Origin of the sequence: Kitasatospora sp. NPDC087314 (assembly GCF_044744365.1) — a bacterium.
Taxonomy (GTDB): Bacteria; Actinomycetota; Actinomycetes; order Streptomycetales; family Streptomycetaceae; genus Kitasatospora.
The window spans coordinates 795,215-815,296 of the sequence record NZ_JBIUYE010000001.1 but is presented as its reverse complement, the minus strand read 5'-3'; the positions used below and the strand labels follow the sequence as shown (position 1 = coordinate 815,296).

General features: G+C 74.3%; 20 protein-coding genes and 1 pseudogene. 9 read left to right on the top strand and 12 right to left on the bottom strand.

All coding sequences use genetic code 11. From position 1 onward, the window contains the following. Positions 1-26 precede the first annotated feature (26 nt). The 3 genes from ACIO5E_RS03760 to ACIO5E_RS03750 all read right to left on the bottom strand — a co-directional run bounded on the left by ACIO5E_RS03760 (position 27) and on the right by ACIO5E_RS03750 (position 2,441). The gene (locus ACIO5E_RS03760; protein WP_400663275.1) at positions 27-1,064 is read right to left on the bottom strand and encodes a sphingomyelin phosphodiesterase; all 1,038 of its coding nucleotides are present in this window, start codon (positions 1,062-1,064) and stop codon (positions 27-29) included. A 230-nt stretch (positions 1,065-1,294) separates the two neighbouring features. After that, entirely contained in the window at positions 1,295-1,813 is a 519-nt protein-coding gene (locus ACIO5E_RS03755; RefSeq protein WP_280674153.1) for a GNAT family protein, read from the bottom strand. Between the two features lie 175 nt (positions 1,814-1,988). Beyond that, a complete protein-coding gene (locus ACIO5E_RS03750) occupies positions 1,989-2,441 on the bottom strand; it encodes a molybdopterin-dependent oxidoreductase (RefSeq protein WP_400663272.1) in 453 nt (150 codons plus the stop codon). Between the two features lie 390 nt (positions 2,442-2,831). Between ACIO5E_RS03750 and ACIO5E_RS03745 the strand changes: the two are divergent. The 3 genes and pseudogenes from ACIO5E_RS03745 to ACIO5E_RS03735 all read left to right on the top strand — a co-directional run. After that, a pseudogene (locus ACIO5E_RS03745) lies at positions 2,832-3,182 on the top strand (PucR family transcriptional regulator ligand-binding domain-containing protein); the annotation flags it as partial. A gap of 285 nt (positions 3,183-3,467) precedes the next feature. Continuing rightward, positions 3,468-3,833 carry a YciI family protein gene (locus tag ACIO5E_RS03740; RefSeq protein WP_400663451.1) on the top strand — a complete coding sequence of 122 codons (366 nt, stop codon included), beginning with the start codon at positions 3,468-3,470 and terminating at the stop codon, positions 3,831-3,833. Positions 3,834-3,882: 49 nt separating this feature from the next. Beyond that, positions 3,883-5,121: an RNA polymerase sigma factor gene (locus ACIO5E_RS03735; protein ID WP_400663269.1), complete on the top strand. Its 1,239-nt coding sequence runs from the start codon at positions 3,883-3,885 to the stop codon at positions 5,119-5,121. Positions 5,122-5,159: 38 nt separating this feature from the next. Here ACIO5E_RS03735 and ACIO5E_RS03730 read toward each other — a convergent pair whose 3' ends face one another. Then, entirely contained in the window at positions 5,160-5,627 is a 468-nt protein-coding gene (locus ACIO5E_RS03730; protein ID WP_400663448.1) for a MarR family winged helix-turn-helix transcriptional regulator, read from the bottom strand. A gap of 118 nt (positions 5,628-5,745) precedes the next feature. Here ACIO5E_RS03730 and ACIO5E_RS03725 point away from each other — a divergent pair, with 118 nt between their 5' ends. Next, positions 5,746-6,528: a dioxygenase gene (locus ACIO5E_RS03725; RefSeq protein ID WP_400663267.1), complete on the top strand. Its 783-nt coding sequence runs from the start codon at positions 5,746-5,748 to the stop codon at positions 6,526-6,528. A 35-nt stretch (positions 6,529-6,563) separates the two neighbouring features. Here ACIO5E_RS03725 and ACIO5E_RS03720 read toward each other — a convergent pair whose 3' ends face one another. Then, positions 6,564-7,211, bottom strand: coding sequence for an NAD(P)-dependent oxidoreductase (locus ACIO5E_RS03720; protein WP_400663264.1), 648 nt, complete (start codon positions 7,209-7,211; stop codon positions 6,564-6,566). A gap of 187 nt (positions 7,212-7,398) precedes the next feature. Between ACIO5E_RS03720 and ACIO5E_RS03715 the strand changes: the two genes are divergently transcribed. Beyond that, entirely contained in the window at positions 7,399-7,674 is a 276-nt protein-coding gene (locus ACIO5E_RS03715) for a hypothetical protein (protein ID WP_400663261.1), read from the top strand. A gap of 87 nt (positions 7,675-7,761) precedes the next feature. Here the strand turns inward: ACIO5E_RS03715 and ACIO5E_RS03710 are convergent, their stop codons facing one another. Both ACIO5E_RS03710 and ACIO5E_RS03705 read right to left on the bottom strand, forming a co-directional pair. After that, positions 7,762-8,148 (bottom strand): VOC family protein, encoded by a 387-nt coding sequence (locus tag ACIO5E_RS03710; protein WP_400663258.1) that lies wholly within the window; start codon positions 8,146-8,148, stop codon positions 7,762-7,764. 10 nt (positions 8,149-8,158) lie between these two features. After that, complete coding sequence (locus ACIO5E_RS03705) at positions 8,159-8,839, bottom strand: GNAT family N-acetyltransferase (protein WP_400663256.1); 681 nt, start codon at positions 8,837-8,839, stop codon at positions 8,159-8,161. Between the two features lie 112 nt (positions 8,840-8,951). Between ACIO5E_RS03705 and ACIO5E_RS03700 the strand changes: the two genes are divergently transcribed. From ACIO5E_RS03700 to ACIO5E_RS03690, 3 genes are read left to right on the top strand one after another with little or no spacing between them, the layout of a single operon-like run. Further along, positions 8,952-9,755 carry an SDR family NAD(P)-dependent oxidoreductase gene (locus ACIO5E_RS03700; RefSeq protein WP_400663253.1) on the top strand — a complete coding sequence of 268 codons (804 nt, stop codon included), beginning with the start codon at positions 8,952-8,954 and terminating at the stop codon, positions 9,753-9,755. Positions 9,756-9,787: 32 nt separating this feature from the next. Beyond that, the gene (locus ACIO5E_RS03695) at positions 9,788-10,207 is read left to right on the top strand and encodes a MerR family transcriptional regulator (protein ID WP_400663445.1); all 420 of its coding nucleotides are present in this window, start codon (positions 9,788-9,790) and stop codon (positions 10,205-10,207) included. 51 nt (positions 10,208-10,258) lie between these two features. After that, positions 10,259-11,794, top strand: coding sequence for an AMP-binding protein (locus ACIO5E_RS03690; RefSeq protein ID WP_400663250.1), 1,536 nt, complete (start codon positions 10,259-10,261; stop codon positions 11,792-11,794). 2 nt (positions 11,795-11,796) lie between these two features. On the opposite strand, the gene ACIO5E_RS03685 is transcribed toward ACIO5E_RS03690, so the two are convergent. Next, on the bottom strand, positions 11,797-12,588 hold the full coding sequence (locus ACIO5E_RS03685; RefSeq protein ID WP_400663247.1) for a LuxR C-terminal-related transcriptional regulator: 792 nt from the start codon (positions 12,586-12,588) through the stop codon (positions 11,797-11,799). Between the two features lie 148 nt (positions 12,589-12,736). Here ACIO5E_RS03685 and ACIO5E_RS03680 point away from each other — a divergent pair, with 148 nt between their 5' ends. Next, positions 12,737-13,573 (top strand): TIGR03084 family metal-binding protein, encoded by an 837-nt coding sequence (locus ACIO5E_RS03680; protein ID WP_400663244.1) that lies wholly within the window; start codon positions 12,737-12,739, stop codon positions 13,571-13,573. Positions 13,574-13,576: 3 nt separating this feature from the next. Here ACIO5E_RS03680 and ACIO5E_RS03675 read toward each other — a convergent pair whose 3' ends face one another. From ACIO5E_RS03675 to ACIO5E_RS03660, 4 genes are all read right to left on the bottom strand, one after another. After that, complete coding sequence (locus ACIO5E_RS03675; RefSeq protein ID WP_400663241.1) at positions 13,577-14,008, bottom strand: hypothetical protein; 432 nt, start codon at positions 14,006-14,008, stop codon at positions 13,577-13,579. 37 nt (positions 14,009-14,045) lie between these two features. Then, positions 14,046-17,258, bottom strand: a complete 3,213-nt coding sequence (locus ACIO5E_RS03670; protein WP_400663238.1) for an error-prone DNA polymerase — start codon at positions 17,256-17,258, stop codon at positions 14,046-14,048. Between the two features lie 140 nt (positions 17,259-17,398). After that, positions 17,399-19,102 (bottom strand): DNA polymerase Y family protein, encoded by a 1,704-nt coding sequence (locus tag ACIO5E_RS03665; protein ID WP_400663236.1) that lies wholly within the window; start codon positions 19,100-19,102, stop codon positions 17,399-17,401. A gap of 3 nt (positions 19,103-19,105) precedes the next feature. After that, entirely contained in the window at positions 19,106-19,849 is a 744-nt protein-coding gene (locus ACIO5E_RS03660; RefSeq protein ID WP_400663232.1) for a hypothetical protein, read from the bottom strand. Positions 19,850-20,082: the final 233 nt, after the last annotated feature.

Below are 20,082 nucleotides of genomic sequence, written 5' to 3'. Positions count from 1 at the left end.
TTCCGTCAGGTCGAATCGGGTCTCGGTCAGTTCAGCTGGAAGGTGGCCTCGACCGGGTAGTGGTCGCTCGGGGCCAGGGTGTCCTGCCCGCCCGGGGTCCAGCCCGCCTGCGGGTCGAAGTCGACCTTCACGGTGGACATCGCGGCCGGCACCGGGCGGCCCGGGGCGTTGAGGTAGCCGAGGTAGTCGAGGTCGTCCCGGTAGTCCTTGGGGAAGGTCTCGACGCCCGCCATGTACTGGCACCACGCGGAGACCGGGCAGTCCATGGTGGTCCGCGGCTGGCTCGGATCGGTGGCCGGGGTGCCGAGGACGCCGCCCACGGCGGACTGGGCGTTGGCGTAGTCGCCGCGGCTCTGGCCGTGGAAGTACTCGACGTTGAGGTCGCCGCCGATCAGGACCGGTGCGCTGCTGCCGACGATCCCGTCGACCCAGGCGCGGATCTCGGCGAGCTGGCCGAGCCGGGTGGACTGGGTGGTGTCGGTGGAGACGTCCGACTCGTCGGCCTGCAGGTGGGTGCCGACGACCCAGGCGGAGCCGCCGTTCTTGTTCACCCGGACCAGCGCCGCGCCCTTGTTGGCGTGGTAGTCCCAGGTGCCGTAGGTCGAGTTGGCGAAGACGTGCGCGTACTGGGCGGTGATCGGGTACTTGGAGAGGATCATCGTGCCGCCGTTGATGACGAACCACGAGCTGGAGCAGTTGCCGCTGACGCCGGTCCAGCCGCCGCCGGAGCAGGTCTGGCCGACCACCGGGGTGCGGTACGGGTAGAGGTCGGCGAGCTTGCTGTTGATGTCGGCGGTCGAGCTGTTGTTGAACTGCTCGTCCAGGACGACCACATCGGCGTTGTGCTGACGGACGATCTGCTCGATCACCGGGGTGCGGCGGGCGGCCTGCTCGTTCTGGGTGCTGTCGACGACGGCGGTGCCGAGGTCGACGTTGAAGGCGAGGACGGACAGCGTGGTCGCGCCTGCCCGGGTGCCGGCGGAAGCGGTCGGGGCGGTACCGCCGAGCAGCAGTGCGGCGGCGGCGGCCGAGGTGAGGGCGGTGGCCGTACGGCGCGAGAGCATGGGCGTTCTCCTGGGGATTCGTCTACCCTGCGGGCCCGACGGCGCCGGGGGTGGCGGCCGTCGGGGATGGCAGCGGAACGGTAGCTACTGCCCGGTACGTCGGGAAGAACGCCAGGCGATCAGTTGCGATCACATCTGTGGCCATGAGATGTCTGTACAGGTCTGAGCGGGTGAGAGACAAGATGTCTGTACACCCTTGCACCCGTCGTCGAGGGCGCCGACGTGCGCCGTCAGCCCTCGACCAGTTCGTCCGCGAGCAGATCCATCAGCAGGTTGTCGTGCCAGGTGCCGTCCGGGCCGCGCTCGTACTGGCGCATGGTGCCGACCGGGCGGAAGCCGACCTTGCTGTAGCAGCGGATCGCGGCGATGTTGTCCGCGGCCGGGTCGATGATCAGCCGGTGGTAGTGGTGGACGTGCACCAGGTGGCGGGCCAGGGTGCGGACGGCGTCGGTACCCAGGCCCAGGCCGTGCACCTCCGGGTCCAGGTAGAGGTCGATGCCGGCGTGCCGGTACTCGTCGTCGTTGTTGGCGTACCACTGGATGGCGCCGACCACCCGGCCACCCAGCTCGACGGCCAAGGTCTCGGTGTCGGGCTCCTCCAGATCGGTGGCGACCGCGGCGGCCAGGTCGTCGCCGCCCCTCCAGCGGGCGAACACCTCGGGCGTGCCTCGGATGACCACCAGGGCCGGGACGTCGTCGGACGTGGCCGGGCGGAGTGTGACGAGAGCACCGTGCAGAATCGTCCCCATATGGGGCATGTTGGCACGGAAATCACCGCCCGGCGAGCGGCTCTACCGCACCGCCCGCGACCCCGCCACCAGGGGGCCGCGGCCGGCGGGCGGCGGGCGGCTTCCGGGCTCCCGGCCGGGCCGGGGCGGGGCCGGAGCGCTCGGGGCGGGGCCAGGGCCAGGGCCGGGGCCGGGCTCAGGCCGCCGGTTCGCCCAGGGGGCCGAGCCAGACGGCGGTGACCCCGCTGACACAGCGGGCGCCGCAGTGGTCGTCGGGGACGACGAGCTGCGGGCCGGTGGCATCCAGCGGGGCGCCGTCCATGCTGGTGGCCAGCAGGATCCGCTGGCCACCGAAGTCGGGATCGATCTCGGCCCACGACACCACGGCCCGGTGGCCGTCCGCGCCGCTGACCGACAGCAGGAAGCGCAGCCGCTGCTTGCGGCCGGAGAAGTCGATCCGGGGCCGGGCGGCGCGCAGCACGTCCCAGAGCGCGGGCCCCTCGTAGCCGTGCCGCTGCTCGCCCTCGGACAGGCAGTCGAAGCTGACCTCGACGCGGTGCGCGGGGAGGGTGCGCAGCTGCTCGACCGTCAGGTCGCCGGGCCGGTCGAGGTGACCGTGCAGCCGGACGGTGGGCCTCGACGGGGTCATGGTGCTCCCTCCTCCCGGGCCGCGGCGCTGCGGCCCGGGAGAGGGTTACCCGAGGGGAGTCCAGGACATTCGCAACTGCGGCGCTGAAAGGATTATTTCAGCGGCATCTGCGATGGGTGGAAACCGTTTCAGCTGGCATCTGCGGACTCGTAGGGGGCGCGCCGGAGGAGACGGCTCGACGCGCCCCGCACCGATTGAAGCAACCCGGCAATCGGGCGGGCGACTGGTTCCCCACACCACTCCAGAGCCCCCTCGCTGGATGATCCGACAAGAAGAATTGCCGCCGCTCCACCTGCATTTACGATGCCCGTGCGTACCTGAACCTTGCATGTGCGAGACGTGGTCCCGTCCAGCGCACAAGGGCGAGAGCGAGCGAGAGATGAGCGAGAGATGATCGTCGGCGACCTGCTGCACCTCGACGACCTGGACATCCGCCTGGCCTGGGGCACACCGGACCTGCTCGACCGCCCGATCACCGGGGTCAGCTCCACCGACCTCCAGGACCCGGCCCGCTACCTCCAGCCCGGCGAACTCGTCCTCACCCGCCTGGTCTGGTGGCAGCCCGCCGACGCCTCCGGCGCGCTGCGCTTCGCCACCGCCCTGCGCAGCGCGGGCGTGGCGGCGCTGCCGGCGGGCGAGGGCACCCACGGCAGCATCCCGGACAGCCTCGCCGACGCCTGCCGCACCCACGGCATCCCGCTGCTGGCGGTGCCCGCCGGGGTCAGCTTCCGCGCCGTCACCGACCGGGTCTACCTGCGGCTCTGGGGCGACCTGCGGGCCGGCGCCCAGGACACGGCGGCGATCCCGGAGACCGTCCGGCGCGAGCTGCTCGACCTGTTGCGCGCGGACGCCGAGGCCGGTGAGGTGCGGGCCCACGCGGTCGGCGTACCCGGCGAGCGCCCCGGGCGGCGAGGGCGGCGAGGGCGGAGAAAGATATTTCCGGGTCGGTGTCGATCCGGCGCCGGCCCGTTCGACGCAAGGGTGAGAGGCGGGGAGAGGCCCCGCCCGTCCGACCGAGGAGTCACCATGCCGCGCTTCATGACGCTGATCCGTATCGACGAGCAGGCCGCTGCCGGGTTCGAGCCCGACCCGGACTTCGACAAGCGGATGGGGGCCCTGTTCGAGGAGATCACCAAGGCCGGGGTGATGCTGGAGACCTCCGGGCTGACCCCGACCGCCCAGGGCACCCGGGTCACCTGGAGCAACGGGAAGGTCGGCTACACCGACGGGCCGTTCACCGAGACCAAGGAGGTCGTCGGCGGCTACGCCATCCTGCAGTGCAAGGACAAGGCGGAGGCCCTGGAGTGGACCCGCCGCTTCCTGAGCACCCACCCGGCGGGCTGGACGGTCGAGGCGGAGGTCCGGCAGATCGAGGAGATGCCGCAGCCGTAGCCGTGGTGGTGTTTGCCTCCCTCTCCGCCGGCTGCTCTGATGGGTGCCCGTGACGGAGAGGGATGCGGCGGCGGCCGTCGAGACGGTGTTCAGAATCGAGTCCGCACGGATCATCGCCGGGGTCACCCGGATCGTGCGGGACGTGGGCATCGCCGAGGAGTTGGCGCAGGACGCCCTGGTGGCCGCGCTGGAGCAGTGGCCACGGTCGGGCGTCCCGGACAATCCGGGCGCCTGGCTGACGGCCGCCGCCAAGCACCGGGCGATCGACCTGGTCCGCCGCCGGGACGTGTACGCCCGCAAACTCGCCGAGGTGGGGCGGTCGTTGGAGGACGTCCCGCCCCCTGAGCCGGTCGAGCCGGACGACATCGACGACGATCTGCTGCGGCTGATCTTCACCGCCTGCCACCCGGTGCTGTCCGCGGAGGCCCGGATCGCACTCACCCTGCGACTGCTCGGCGGACTGACCACACCGGAGATCGCCCGGGCGTTCCTGGTGCCCGAGCCGACCGTGGCCCAGCGGATCGTCCGGGCCAAGCGGGCGCTGGTCACGGCCCGGGTGCCGTTCGAGGTGCCGTACGGGGAGGACCGCGCGGCGCGGCTCTCCTCGGTGCTGGAGGTCATCTACCTGGTCTTCAACGAGGGCTACTCGGCCACCTCCGGGGACGACCTGCTGCGCCCGCAGCTGTGCGAGGACGCGCTGCGGCTGGCCCGGGTGCTGGCCGGGCTGATGCCCGCCGAACCGGAGGTGCACGGACTGGCCGCGCTGCTGGAGTTCCAGGCCTCGCGGACGGCCGCCCGGACGGGGCCCGACGGACGGCCCGTCCTGCTGGCGGAGCAGAACCGCACCCGCTGGGACGGGCTGCTCATCCGGCGGGGCTTCGACGCGCTGGGGCGGGCCGGCACCGGGCCGTACGCGGTGCAGGCCGCGATCGCCGCCTGCCACGCCAAGGCGGCGCGCTACCAGGACACCGACTGGGCGACGATCGCCGCGCTGTACGGGCGGCTGCTGGTGCTGACGCCGTCCCCCGTGGTGGCGCTGAACCGGGCCGTGGCCGTCTCGATGGCGCAGGGCCCGGCGGCCGCGCTGGAGCTGGTGGACGAGTTGGCGGCGGAGCCGGCACTGCGCGGGTACCACCTGCTGCCGAGCGTGCGGGGCGATCTGCTGGCCCGGCTCGGGCGGGCGGCGGAGGCCCGGACGGAGTTCGAGCGAGCGGCGGAGCTGACCCGCAACGAGCGGGAGCGGGAGCTGCTGCGGGGGCGGGCGGCCGCGCTCGGCGGGGACGCCTAGCCGGGCGCCTGGCCGGGCGCGCGGGTCAGGGCGCGGGGTCAGGGCGTGTCGTCGAGGCGCAGCCGGGCGCTGACCTGGCCGAGGCCCTCGGCGAGCACGGCCAGTTGCTCGCGGGTGAGCACGTCGATCAGCAGCTCGCGGACCAGGGCGACGTGCCCGGGCGCGGCCTGCCGCAGCGTCTCCCGCCCCTGGTCGGTGAGTTCGGCGATGACGCCGCGCACGTCGCTGGGGCAGGAGCGGCGGCCGACCAGGCCCATCCGCTCCAGTTGGGTGACCTGGTAGGTGAGGCCGCTCTTGGAGGTGACCAGCTTGTCGGCGAGTTCGGTCATCCGCAGCGAACCGGCCGGGGCGGCGGACAGGTGCACCAGGATCTCGTACTGCTGGTGCGAGAGGCCGGAGTCGTCCTTGAGCTGGCGCTCCAGCCGGCGGTTGAGCAGGTTGCTCGCGACGACGAAGCCCCGCCAGGCGGCCATCTCGTCCTGGTCCAGCCAGCGGGGTTCGTTCAGTGTGGACATGTGGTGAAGCCTACTCCTGTTGTTCAAATTCGAACCAAGGTGTACGGTCGGCGGAGATAGGTTCAAATTTGAACTACTTCTCTTTCCATCCGACCCGGAGGAGGACGCCATGAGCACCGCGGCCCCCGAGCGTATGCCCGCCCTGTACCTCTCGCACGGCGCGCCGCCGCTCGCCGACGACCCGATCTGGCCCGGTGAACTGGCCGCCTGGTCCGCCGACCTGCCCCGGCCCAAGGCCATCCTGATGGTCTCCGCCCACTGGGAGGAGGCCCCGCTCGCCCTCGGCGCCGTCACCACCGTGCCGCTGGTGTACGACTTCTGGGGCTTCCCCGGGCACTACTACCGGGTCGAGTACGCCGCCCCCGGCGCACCGGAGCTCGCCGACCGCGTCCGCAAGCTGCTGCGCGCGCCCGGCACGCCCGTCCAGGACATCCCCGACCGCGGGCTCGACCACGGCGCGTACGTCCCGCTGGTGGAGATGTTCCCGGAGGCCGACATCCCGGTCCTCCAGATCTCCATGCCCACGCTCGACCCGCAGCGGCTGCTGGAGATCGGCCGCCGGCTCGCCCCGCTGCGCGACGAGGGCGTGCTGATCGTCGGCAGCGGCTTCTTCACCCACAACCTGCGGGCGCTCAGCAGCGACGGCCGGATCAGCTCGGTGATGGCCGAGTTCGACGACTGGGGCCGGCGCGCCCTGGACGCCCGTGACCTGGACGCGCTGCTCGACTTCGAGCACAAGGCCCCCGCCGGACGGCTCGCGCACCCGCGCACCGAACACTTCGCCCCGCTGTTCGTCACCCTCGGTGCCGGCGAGGCCGACCTCGCCAGCCAGCGCAGCGTGATCAACGGGTTCTGGATGGGGCTCGCCAAGCGGTCGATCCAGCTGGGCTGACCGGGGGCTCCGGGCCGGGCTCCGCAGGTCGGGCGCTACAGGGAGCAGCAGGTGTAGCGCTCACCGATGTGCTCGGGCTGGTCGACCTCGTCGATCAGGGCCACCGCGTAGTCCGGCACCGAGATCCGGCTCTGCCCGGCGGCGTCCGTGAGCAACTGCTCCAGGCCCGTCCGGTAGCGGCCGGTCCGCTCCCCCGGGCCGATCTCGGCGGCCGGGCTGAGCACCGTCCAGCGGACGTCGGAGACCGTCCGGTAGTAGTCCAGCGCCGCGCCGTGCGCGTGCATGATCTGCAGCACCGGCTCCGGCAGCCCCGGCGTGTCCCAGACCCGCACGCCCGGCGCGGTCTCCAGGCTGCCCGCGCCGCCGACCGCGACCAGCCGGGGCGCCCGCTCGCCGAGCGAGCGCAGGCCCTCCACCAGCGAGCGGGCGGCCGGCTCGATCAGCGCCAGGTGGCCCGGGCCGTTGCCGCCGCCGACGGCGCTCACCAGGACGTCCTGGCCGGCCGCGACCCGGGCCACCTCCGCCGGGTCCAGGACGTCCGCGCGCTCGACGAAGGCGGCCTCGCCCCGGTAGCGGTCCGGGTCGCGGACCACGGCGGTGACCACGTGCCCGCGTGCCGCCGCCTCCGCGACGATGGCGCTGCCGATGGTGCCGTTGGCGCCGATCACGGCGATTCTGGCCATGGGGTACCTGCCTGTCTCTGTGGGCGTCGTGGTGGGGACGTCGCGGCGGGGGTTCGCCGGGGCGGGGAGCCGCCGTAGCGGGAAGGTCGCCGCGATATGGCGTCAGACAGGGTCGATTATCGGACGGACGCGCTGTGCGGGCTCGGGGCGTCGGCCTATCGTGTGACGATCCACCGAAGGAGTGATCGTGCGCAACGGCGACGCGGTACGCACCGCACTGGAAGCCGTCGCCGAGACCCTCCTGCACACCCACGACATCGCCCGCGGCCTCGGCCTGCCCTGGCAGCCCCCCGTCGGCCTCTGCGTCCTCGTCCTCGACCGCCTCTTCCCGCACGCCCCGGACGAACCCGGCGCCGCGCCGGCGGACGTGCTGCTCTGGTGCACCGGACGCGGGGAACTGAACGGCCGCCCGCGCAAGTCCTCGTGGAACTGGCGGGCGGCCGTGGGTGAGTGGCCGGCCTGATCGGGCCCGATGTGCTCGGGAGTTGCCGGTCGATCAGGTGCTGCCGACGACACGGGTGCTGTCGGGAACTCAGGCGTCGCCGAGGGATCAGGCGTTGCCGGTGGCGATCCGCTCGGCCTGGCTGCGCTCGACGCAGAACTCGTTGCCCTCGGGGTCGGCCATGGTGACCCAGCCCTTGCCGTCCGGGGTCCGGCGGTCCGCGAGCACCGTCGCGCCCAGGGCGACCAGGCGCTCCACCTCCTCGTCCCGGCTGCGGTCCTGCGGCTGGAGGTCGAGGTGGACCCGGTTCTTCACCGACTTGCCGTCGGGCACCCGGATGAACAGCAGCGAGGCCCCGGCGGACTCCACCAGCGCCTCCTCGTCGCCCGGGTTGTCGTCCTCGCCCACGGTGCTGTCCAGCGCCTGCGCCCAGAACCCCGCGAGGCCGAACGGGTCGGCGCAGTCGATCGTCACATGTCGTACCAGAGAAGCCATGCGCATACTCTCACCTGCCCTGTTCGGATCCGTCCAGCCTTTTCCGGGAGTGCCGGTGGCCGTCGAGCGGGAACTCCGGCGGAAGGGCCGTCAGCACCTCCTGGAAGGCGTAGCCACTCTTCTCCGCGACCCGGCAGGAGGCGAGGTTGTCCACCTGGTGCAACAGGTCGATCCGGACCAGGCCGTCGTCGGCGAAGGCCTCGAAGGCCCAGGCGGTCAGCGACTCGACCGCGCGCGGGGCCACCCCCCGGCCGCGGGCGGCGGCCGCCGTCCAGTAGCCCACCTCGGCGGCCTCCCCGCCCGGGGTGCCGCGCTTGAGCGCGACGTTGCCGACCAGTTCGCCCGTGCCGGGCTCCAGGACGGCGAAGCTGTACCGGCGGCCCTCCGCCCGGCCCCGGTACTGCAATGCGAGCCAGTGCGCGGCCTGTTCGGCGTTCCCCACCGGGGTCCGGGTGAAGTGGCGCAGCGTCTCGTCCCGGTACGCCTCGATCAGGGCCGGTGCGTCCGCGTCCTCGAAGGGGCGCAGCAGCAGGCCGTCGGCTATCGGGTTCGCAGTGATGGCGGCAGTCACTGCAGGCCCTCCCGGTCCCAACGCGGGGGTGGGGCCCGGCTCGCCCGGATCGGTGCCGACCGGGGTCGCCGAGAGGCCGCCGACGGCCTCGTGGAGGGTGCCTGGTCGTTCGTCGCTCATGGTGGTTCTCCCCGTGGGTGCGTGACCGTTCGCGGTGATCTTCCTACGCGGGGCATTCTGCCGCTTGACCCTGACGTTGGCGGCAGGGTCGGAGGGTGACGGCATGGACGGCATGAGCAACGAGAGCAACGAGACCCGCGAGAACGACGGGAGCCGCGAAGAGGCAACGCGGCAGCGGGTCGTGGTGGTCACCGGGGCCGGGACGGGGATCGGGCGGGAGACCGCGCGGGCGTTCGCGGCGCAGGGACCGCAGGTGCGGGTGGTGGCGGTCGGGCGGCGGGCCGAACCGCTGGCGGAGACCGCGGCCGGGTACCCGGGGCAGATCGAGCCGCTGGTCGCGGACGTCACCGGGCCGGGCGCACCGGAGGCGATCGTCCGGGAGACGCTGGAGCGGTACGGGCGACTGGACGTGCTGGTCAACAACGCGGGGATCGTGCGCGGCGGCGGGCTCGGCGACTTCACCCGGGACGGCGTCGAGTCCGTGCTGGGCACCAACCTGGTCGCCCCGGTCCTGCTCGGCCAGGCCGCGCTGCCCGCACTCGCCGAGAGCCGGGGCGTGATCGTCAACATCAGCACCGCCATCGGCCAGCGCGGCTGGCCGCGGGACTCGGTGTACGCGGCGAGCAAGGCCGCGTTGGAGACGGTCACCCGCTGCTGGGCGGTGGAGCTGGCGCCGCGCGGCATCCGGGTCGCGGCGGTGGCGCCGGGAGCGATCGAGACGCCCATCGGCGAGCACTCCGGGTACGGCCCCGAACAGATGGCGGCGCTGCGGGAGTGGCAGATCGGACACACCCCGCTGGGCCGGATCGGCCGGGCCGAGGAGGTCGCCTGGGCGGTCGTGCAACTCGCCTCCCCACAGGCCTCCTTCGTCACCGGAGTAGTGTTCTCGGTGGACGGGGGCGCGCTCGTGAAGTGAGGTGCCAGGCAGCGTGGACGGGGGCCGTACGGGTGCGGATCGGGGAGCTGGCGCGGGCGACGGGCGCGACGGTCCGGGCACTGCGGCACTACGAGCAGGCCGGGCTGCTCGCCGCCGAGCGGGCGCCCAACGGGTACCGGGAGTACGGGGAGACGGCGGCCGTCCGGGTGCGCAACATCCGCGCGCTGGTGGCCGCCGGACTCACCCTGGAGGACGTCCGGTCGTTCCTCGGCTGCCTGGACGGCGACGTCCTGACGCAGCCGCCGTCCGGCGAGGCGCTGCGGATCGCCCGGGCGCGGCTGGCCGTGCTGGAGCGCCGGATCGCCGCCCAGGCCGAGACCCGGGACCGGCTGGTCGCGGCGCTGGCCGCGGTGGGTGCGTCCGCGGGTGCGGTGGGTGAGTCCGCGGCTTCGTTGGGTGCGTCCGCGGGTGCGGTGGCCTCCGACGGGTGACACCCCCGATCGGGGGTATGCGGCGGGCGGCCCGGGGAGGACAGTGGGCGCATGCAGATTCCACTCTCCGTGATGGACTTCCTCGACCGGGCCGAGCTGGTCTACGGCGACCGGGTCGGCATCGTCGACGAGCCGGTGCAACCCGCCGAATCCTGGGGCGAACTGAGCTACCGCCGGGTCGCCGAACTGGCCCGGGCGCAGGCGGCCGGGCTGGATCGGCTGGGCGTCGGGCCGGGCGAGCGGGTCGCGGTCGTGTCGCACAACTCGGCCCGCCTGCTGACCTCCCTGTTCGGGGTCAGCGGGTACGGGCGGGTGCTGGTCCCGGTGAACTTCCGGCTGAAGGCCGAGGAGGTGTCGTACATCGTCGAGCAGAGCGGCGCGTCCGTCCTGCTGGTCGACCCCGAACTCGCCGACGCGCTGGACGGGGTGACGGCCACGCACAAGTTCGTGCTCGGCGCGGACAGCGACGCGCTGCTCTACGACGTCGAAACCTCCCCGCGGCGGTACGCCGTCTCCGAGAACGACACCGCCACGATCAACTACACCAGCGGAACCACCGCACGCCCCAAGGGCGTTCAGCTCACCCACCGCAACATCTGGCTGAACGCGGTCCTGATGGGCCTGCACTACGGCGCCGGCGACCGGGACGTCTACCTGCACACCCTGCCGATGTTCCACGCCAACGGCTGGGGCCTGCCGTTCGCGCTCACCGGGCTCGGCGCCCGGCAGATCGTGCTGCGCAAGGTGGACGGCCCCGAGATCCTGCGCCGGGTCGAGCGGCACGGGGTGACCTTCCTGAGCGGCGCGCCCGCCGTGGTCCAGATGGTGCTGGACGCGGCCGCCGAGTGGGACGGCCCGGTGCCGGGCCGGGACCGGGTGCGGATGATCGTGGCCGGCGCGCCTCCGCCGACCTCGGTGGTGCAGCAGGTCGAGTCCGAACTGGGCTGGGAGTTCATGCAGCTCTACGGCCTGACCGAGACCTCCCCGGTCGTCACGGTCAACCGCTCGCGGGCCGAGTGGGACGTCCTGCCCGCCACCGAACGGGCCGAGCGGCTGGTGCAGGCGGGCGCCCCGGCGCTCGGCACCCGGCTGCGGGTCGACGCGTCGGGCGAGGTGCTGGTGCGCTCCAACACCGTGCTGGACGGCTACTGGCAGCAGCCCGAGGCCACCGCCGACGCCCTGCGGGGCGGCTGGTTCCACACCGGCGACGGCGGCACCCTCGCCGACGGCCAACTGACCATCTCCGACCGGAAGAAGGACGTCATCATCAGCGGCGGGGAGAACGTCTCCTCGATCGAGGTGGAGGACTGCCTGTACGACCACCCGGCGGTCGCCGAGGCCGCGGTGATCGGGGTGCCGGATCCGAAGTGGGGCGAGACGGTCAAGGCGCTGGTGGTGCTCCGGGAGGGCCGGGAGGCCGTCACCGAGGCCGAGTTGATCGCGCACTGCAAGCAGCGGCTGGCCGGCTACAAGTCGCCCACCTCGGTGGAGTTCCGGACGGCCCTGCCGCGGACCGCCACCGGGAAGCTGCAGAAGTTCCGGCTGCGCGAGCCGTACTGGACGGGGCGGGAGCGGCAGGTGAACTAGGACTAGGGCGTGGGGCCGGCGGGCTGGTCGGCGTACTGGTCGACCAGGCCGGACTCGCGTGCGGCCAGCGCGAGTTCGGTCCGGTTGCGGACGCCGAGCTTGTGCATCGCGGACTTCAGGTAGCCCGTCACGGTGTTGCAGGTGAGGCCCAGCCGGGCGGCTATCTCCGGGTTGGTCCGGCCGGTCGCCGCCCAGCGCAGCACCTCGTGCTCGCGCGGGGTCAACGGCCGTACGGGGACGACCCGTCGGGGCGGCGCGGCCTGCCAGGCGGCCGCCCCGGAGAGGGCCCGGGTGGCGGTCGCGGCCAGCCTGCCGACGGCGGCGATCCGGACGTCCCCGAACGGGACGACGGCGCGCATCGAGGCGTACACCACCCCGTACACGGTGCCGCCGTGCAGCAGCGGCACGGTGAGCATCGCGTACAGGTCCTCGGCACTGACGGCGGCGTCGTGGTCGTGCGAAATGGTGGTGGCGGCACGGTAGTCGGGCACCCAGCTGGGCGCGCGTACGGCCAGGGCCCGCCCGCCCAGGCCGGTACCGGTCGGGACGGGGCGGTCGTGCAGCAGGTCGGCCCGGGTGCCGGCCCAGTGGCGCAACACCATGGCCACGTCGCGCCCGCGGCGCCCGGCCGGTGGTTCCGGCACTCCGACCAGGCCGACGTCGGCCCCGCACTCGGTCACCACCCGGCGGGCGAGGTCGCCGAGCACCGCGTCCCGGACCAGTTCGGCGGCGCGGGCGGCGAGCCCGGGGTCGTCGGGGTGCGCAGGGGTGAGGCTGTCCGCGGCCCTTGTCATCGCGAGATTGTCACACGCGGCACCACCGCTGGCGAGAGTCCCGACATGCGTGTTCCGCGGAGTGGCGGGCGCGGCGGCCGGGCCGGGCGTAGGGTGCGGCCGTGGATTACCGGCGGGTAGCACGCCGGAACCGGAAGGAGGGGAGCCGATGACGGACCCGAACGCCCCGACGACACCCGCGGCGGACGTCCTGACCGCGCTGCTGGACGACCTGCGGGCCGAGAGCGCGGTGCTGGACGCCCTGGTGGCCGACCTGGCCCCGGCCGACTGGGCCCGCCCGACGCCCGCCGAGGGCTGGACGATCGCGCACCAGATCGCCCACCTGGCCTGGACCGACGACTGGACCGCCCTCGCCGCGCGCGACGCGGACGGCTTCACCGCGGCACTCGGCGAGCGCTTCGGCGCACTGCTGAACGCCGGCACCGACCCGGTGGAGGAGGGCGCGACCGCCGGTGCCGCCGCCGAGCCCGTGGACCTGCTCGCCCGCTGGCGCGCCGGCCGGGAGGAGGTCTCGGCCGCCCTGGCCGCCGCCCCGGCCGACACCCGGCTGCCGTGGTTCGGCCCGCCGATGAAGCCCGCCTCGATGGCGACCGCCCGGCTGATGGAGACCTGGGCACACGGCCAGGACGTCGCCGACGCACTCGGTGCCACCCGCGAGCCCACCGCCCGGCTGCGGCACATCGCCCACCTGGGACTGCGCACCCTCGGCTTCGCCTTCACCCTGCACGGGCTGCCCGCCCCGCAGCACCCCGTCCGACTCGAACTCACCGCGCCCGACGGCACCGTGTGGACCTTCGGCCCCGCCGACGCGGCGGACCGGGTGACCGGCCCGGCGCTGGACTTCTGCCTCCTGGTGACGCAGCGCCGCCACCGCGACGACCTCGCCCTCACCACCACCGGCCCCACCGCGACCGCCTGGCTCCCGATCGCCCAGGTCTTCGCCGGCGCCCCGGGCAAGGGACGAACCCCCACCGAAGCCGACTAGTCGTCATATCGGTGAGGCGCAGGGTGAACCACTCCTCCCGGCGACAGTCCGGGGTCGGCGGCGGGTGGTGGAATTCCCGCAGGATTCGCACGCACACCATGCGCACCGCCCCGCCCGCGGCCGCCGCCTGACCGTGGCCGCGCTCCGACCAGGCCTACCGGGGGCGGGCTCGGCCCAGGCGCTGATGCCGAGCCCGCCGGTGGCGCCGAGGTCGAGGCGGGCGGGGACGGCGAGGCGGGGGCGGCCGGACTGGGGAGCGATGTCGAGGTAGCGGCCGTCGTCCGGAGCGCGGTCGCCCGCGGCCGCGGTGTTGTGCCAGAGCAACTTGAACTCGGCGGCCTCCTGCCGCTGGAGCGTCAGCGGCGCCCCGGGGACGTCGAAGCCCTCGACGGTCGCGATGCCGGCCGAGCCCTGCCGCACGCCGATGTCGAGCACGACCGCGCGCCGGGCCCGGGGCCGCTGCGGATCGGACTCAGAGGCCGATCCGCAGCGGGGTGAGCCGGGTGGCGATCAGGTTGGTGGCGCCGCGGTCGCGCTCGATGGTGCCGTGGACCAGCAGGCCGGCCCGGTCGAGGGCGGTGCGGCGCTGGGACTCCCAGACCGGGCGGTTGCAGATCACGTTGATCAGGCCGGTCTCGTCCTCCAGGCTGAGGAAGAGCACCCCGCCGGCCGTCGGCGGCCGCTGCCGGTGGGTGACCAGGCCGCCGACCACCACCGCCGTTCCCGGTGCCACGTCCGGCAGCTGGACGGCGGACAGGGCGCCGCCGCGCTCCAGGTGGGCGCGCAGGTGCTGGAGCGGGTGGCTGGTGGCGGAGGTCCCGGTGGCCCACAGGTCGGCGATGGTCTCCTCGACCGGACTCATGCCGGGCAGCGGCGGCGCCTCCGTCCCGGGCGTGGTGCCCGGGATCAGCTCGGCCGACACTCCGGCGAACGCCCCCGCCATCCACAGCGCCTGACGTCGCGTCAGTCCGAAGCAGGCGAAAGCGCCCGCCGTCGCAAGCGACTCCAGCGCCGGTGCGGGCAGGCCGGTGCGCCGGGCGAAGTCCTCCAGATCCGCGTACGGTCGGCCGGCCGCGATCGCCGCGGCCTGCGGGGCGCCGATGCCGCGCACCGTCTCCAGGCCGAGCCGGATCGCCGGCTGCGGGCGGCCCGCGGTCAGCGGCGGCTTCGGGGTCGGCCCCCGGTACGGCTCCAGGGTGGGGCGCGGCGCGCTGGCGTTGACGTCCACCCCGCGCACCCGCACACCGTGCCGCCGGGCGTCCGCGACCAGGCTCAGCGGCGAGTAGAAGCCCATCGGCTGGTTGGCCAGCAGCGCGCAGGTGAAGGCCGCCGGGAAGTGGTACTTGAGCCAGGCGCTGGCGTACACCAGGTAGGCGAAGCTGATCGCGTGGCTCTCCGGGAAGCCGTAGTTGGAGAACGCCTCGATCTTGCCGTAGACGTCCTCGGCGACCTCCTCGGGGATGCCGCGCTCGGCCATTCCGGCCAGCAGCCGGTCGCGCAACCGGGCAACCCGCTCGTGCGAGCGCTTGGCCCCCATCGCCTGCCGCAGCCGGTCCGCCTCGGCGGGCGTGAACCCGGCGCAGTCGATGGCGAGTTGCATCATCTGCTCCTGGAACAGCGGCACCCCGAGGGTCTTGCCGAGCGCGTTCTCCATCAGCGGGTGCGGGCAGTCGGCCGGTTCGACCCCCGCCCGGCGGCGCAGGTACGGGTGGACGGATCCGCCCTGGATCGGGCCGGGCCGGATCAGCGCGACCTCGACCACCAGGTCGTAGAAGTGGTCCGGCTTGAGCCGGGGCAGTGTCGCCATCTGCGCCCGCGACTCGACCTGGAACACGCCGACGGTGTCCGCCCGGCGCAGCATCGCGTACACGCCCGCGTCGGCGTCCGGGATGGTGGCCAGGTCGTAGCGCAGGCCGTGGTGCTCGGCGACCAGGTCGCAGGCGTCGTGCAGCGCGGCGAGCATGCCGAGGCCGAGCAGGTCGATCTTCACCAGCCCGGCGCCGGCGGTGGACTCCTTGTCCCACTGGAGGACGGAGCGCCCGGGCATCCGGGCCCACTCGGTCGGGCAGATCTCGCCGATCGGCTCCCTGGTGAGCACCATGCCGCCCGAGTGGATACCCAAGTGGCGAGGCAAGCCGTGGAGTTGGGCGGCGAGCGAGAGCACGTCGGCGGGGATGACGGCGTCCGCGCCGGGCGCGGAGCGGAAGTCGGTCTGCCGGCTGAACGCGTCCACCTGTCCCTGCGGGTAGCCGAGCACCCGGGCCGCGTCGCGGATCGCCAGCCGGGGCCGGTAGGTGATCACGTTGGCGACCTGCGCGGCGTGCTCGCGGCCGTAACGGCGGTAGACGTACTGGATGACCTCCTCGCGGCGGCGGTTCTCGATGTCCAGGTCGATGTCGGGCGGCCCGTCCCGGGCGGTGGAGAGGAAGCGTTCGAAGAGCAGCTTGTAGTGGATCGGGTCGACGGCGGTGATCCCGAGGGCGTAGCAGACCGCCGAGTTGGCGGCCGAGCCGCGGCCCTGGCACCAGATGTCCTGGTTCCGGCAGAAGTCCACGATGTCGTGGACGATCAGGAAGTAGCCGGCCAGGTCGAGGTCCTCGATCACGTCCAGCTCCTTGGCGAGCTGGCGCCGGGCCGCCGCGTTGCCGGAGCCGAAGCGGGCCGGGCCGCCGGCCGCGACCAGGGCGCGCAGATGGCTGGTCTCGCTCTCGCCCTCGGGGACGGGAAAGCCCGGGAGTTCCGGATCCAGCCCGGTGAAGTCGAAGGCGCAGGAACGGCCGAGTTCGGCGGTGGCCTGCCGCACCCCCGGGAAGCGGGCCAGCCGGGCGGCCATCTCCCGGCCCGAGCGCAGGTGCGCGGTGCCGGCGGCCCGCGTCCAGCCGACCGCGTCCTGCAGGGTGCGGCGCTCGTGCAGCGCAGCCAGGCTCTGCGCCAGCCGGCCCTGGGCCGGGCCGGCGTGGTGGGCGTTGGTGGAGGCGACGGCGGTCAGTCCGTGGGCGGCGGCGAGCGCGGCGAGCGCGTCGTTGCGCCGGTCGTCGCCGGGAAGCCACTGGTCGATCAGCTCGACGTGGACGCTGTCGCGGCCGAACGCCTCGACGAGGGTACGGAGCCGGTGCTCGGCGCTGCCGTCCTTCAGGCCTGCGGGGACCCGGCCGAGGTGGCAGCCGGTGAGCACCGCCCAGTGGCCGCCGTGTGCCTCCGCCAGCGCCGCGAGGTCGTACACCGGGCGGCCCTTCGCACCACCGGCCAGCTGGGCGGCGGCTATCGCCGCGGACAGGCGGCGATAGCCGGCCGGGTCGCGGGCCAGGACCAGCAGGTGCTCGACCTCGGCCGCTTCGTGACGGATCGTCAGTTCGGCGCCGAACGCGGTGGCCACGCCCGTCCCCCGGGCCGCCTCGGCCAGCCGGACCGCGCCGTACAGGCCGTCGTGGTCGGTGATCGCCAGCGTCTCCACGCCCAGCCGGGCGGCCTCGGCGACCAGGTCCTCCGGGTCGCTGGCGCCGTCCAGGAAGCTGAAGGCGGAGTGGACGTGCAGCTCGGCCCAGGGCTCGCCGCCGCCGTCCCTGGGGGCGGGGCTCTCCCGGGCGGGGCGGCGCAGGGGGACGACCGTACGGTCCGGCGCGGCGCCGGTCAGGCGGCGGTGCAGCTCGCTCCAGGGGAGGGTGGGGTGGCTGGTGAAGCCCATCGGGGGTGCCTTCGTTCTCGCGCTTCCTGCCCCCCTGCTTCCTGCTCCCCCTTGGTTCCTGCTGCCTCCTGTTTCCTGCTCTCTCCTGGTTCCCGCCGTCTCCTGGTTCCCGCTGCCCCTGGGGTGGTGGCCGGCGGCCGTCAGTCGTAGCCGGCCTCCAGGTACCACGCACCGCCCTCCACGGTGAGGAGCAGCGCCCGGCCACCGCCCACCACGACCTGGAACCGCGCCCGGCGGCGGGCCAGCGACTGGTCCCACCAGTACTCGACCGCCGGCCAGGGCCCGGTCCAGCCGTCCACCCGCTCCCGCCGCCCCTGGAACACCACCAGGGCCGGCCGGGCCGACACCCCCGCCCGGCCGTCCACCGTGACCGGCCGCCCGGCCTCGTCCAGCACCCGCACCGGCGCCGGCTCCCGCAGCACCACCGCCGGCCAGACGTCCGGCAGCCGACCGGGCCAGGGCGCGTCGGCCGGCGCCGCCGCCTCGTACGGCTCGCCCCACGGCACCTTGACCGCCTGCTCGCCCGGGCCGCGCCCGCCGGCCGGCTCGATCCGGCGCAGCCCGGCGTGTCCGAGCACCGCCTGCACTCGGGCCACCGCACGCTCCACCCGGTCGTCCGCCACCGCCTGTCCCCACAGCGCCAGTTGGCGCCCCTGGTCCGGGGAGAGGCCGTCGGGGGCCAGGCGGAGCAGGGTGAAGCCGGCGTCGGGGTCAGCGGGGCCGGCAGGTCGGCGGGGGTCGGCGGGGCGGACCGGGTCGTCAGGGCGGTCCGGGTCGTCAGGGGCGGTGCTTCCGGCGGGCGGGGTGAAGGTGCCCGCGCCCTGCCAGGCCTGGAGCTGCCAGCGGACCCGCTCGGCCAGCGCCGTCGCCGACAGCCGGCCCTCGTGCCGCCACAGCCGCGAGGCCGTCCGCCCGTCCGCGCAGGCCACCTCGACGGCCACCCGGCGGCAGATCAGTCCGGCCCCGGCCAGCCGCTGGTGCAGCCGCTCGGTCAGCGTGCGGGCGACGAACACCAGCGGCTCCGCCAGCCGCTCGGGCGGGTCGAAGCGCTGCTCGACGGCGAGGTCCGGCTCCTGGTCGCGCGGCACCAGCGGGCGCGGCTGCAATCCCCGGGCCAGCCGGTGCGCCACCGTCCCGGCCGGGCCGAAGCGGTCCGCGACCGCCTCGGGCGGCAGTGCGGCGAACGCCCCGACGGTCGGCAGGCCGAGCCGCCCCAGCAGCTCCGCCAGCGCCTCGTCGCCGAGCGCGCTCACCGGGTACGGCGCGAGGAACTCCGCCGTCCGCCCGGCCGGCACCAGCACCCCGGCACGGGCGGCGAGCACGGCGGCGAACAGGCCGTCGGCGACGCCGACCTGGGCGTGCGGGGGGTGTTCCGTCGTGGCGGGGGCGGCGGGCGCAGCGTCCGTGCCGGGGACAGGGGCCGCACCGGGGACGGCGTCCGGCACCGGCTCCCGGGCCAGCGCGTCCGCCACCGCCGTCCGGACCCTGACCGCCAGCGCCTCCTCACCGCCGAAGTAGCGCCCCGGCCCCTTCACCGGAATCGCGCACAGACCCGGGCGGATCACCTCCACCCTCGGTGTGAACTCCTCCACCGCCGCGACCACCGGCTCGAAGCGGCGGGTCTCCGCCTCCGGGTCGCGGTCGCGCAGCTCCAGCGCCGGGCAGAGCCGCTGGGCCAGCTTGAGCCGCTGTCCCTGCCGCACCCCGGCCGCCCGGGCACCCGCCGAGCAGGCGAGGATCCGCCCGCCCTCGGTCACCGCCACCGGGTCGTCGCCGGTGACGGCCGCCACCGGCCAGTCCGGGCACCAGACCACCAGCACCCGCGGCGTTCTGTCGTCCGCCATCACTCACACCACCGCTACCTGTTCGAGCTGCTGCTCGACGGCCCCGGCCCTCTCCAGGGCGGCCCGTTCCAGGACGGGGCGCTCCAGAACGGGCCGCTCCAAGACCGGACCCTCCAGGACCGGACGTACCGCGCCGTGCTCGTCCGGCAGCCAGAGCCGGGCGGTCCGCCCGCGCACCGCCGAGCCGCGTCCCTCGGCCACCACCTCCACCTGCCGCCCGGCGAGCTGGCCGTGGCCGTCCCCCAGCCCGAACCAGCGCCCGGACCGCACCCCCAGCCGCAGGGTCGCACCCGGCCACGACCCGGCCACCAGCAGCACACAGCCGCTGCGCCGCAGCACCGCCGCCAGCCGGGCGGCCAGCTTCGGCGGCACCGGGCCGTCCGGGCGCAGCATGACCAGCTCGACCGCGCCGGCCAGCACCGACACCACCTCGGCCCAGTGCGGCCCCGGGTCGTCCGCGACCAGCAGCCGCCGCAGGTCCAGCCCGTACCCCTCGGCCGCGGCCAGCCCCAGATCCGGCAACCCGACGGCCGCCGCCCAACCCCCCTCGGTCTCCCTCACCCCGGCCGCCAGCGCCAGCAGCAGTCCGGTGTCTCCGCCCGCCACCGACACCGCCGTCCCCCGCCGCAGCCCGCCGTCCGGCAGCACCTCCCGCAACGCCGGCACCACCGGCACCACGCCCCGCCCGGCCGCCTCCGGCCCTTCCCCCTTCTCCGGGGCGTTTTCCGGCACGGCCGTCGACGCCACCGGCCGGAGCGTCGGCCGCTCGGCGATGGATTCGAAAACAGATTCGAAAATGGGCACAGCCCCAGGATCGAACATTCGTTCGCAAAGATTCAAGTCCACCCCCTCCGCCCCACCCGTCACACTCCATGCCGCCTTGCCGCGCCGAAGGCCGGACCGCCCGGAGCGGCTCCACTTGCCACGCACACGAACAGCATCGGAAAGTCGTGGCATGACTACTCCACGGGTCTGTCGCC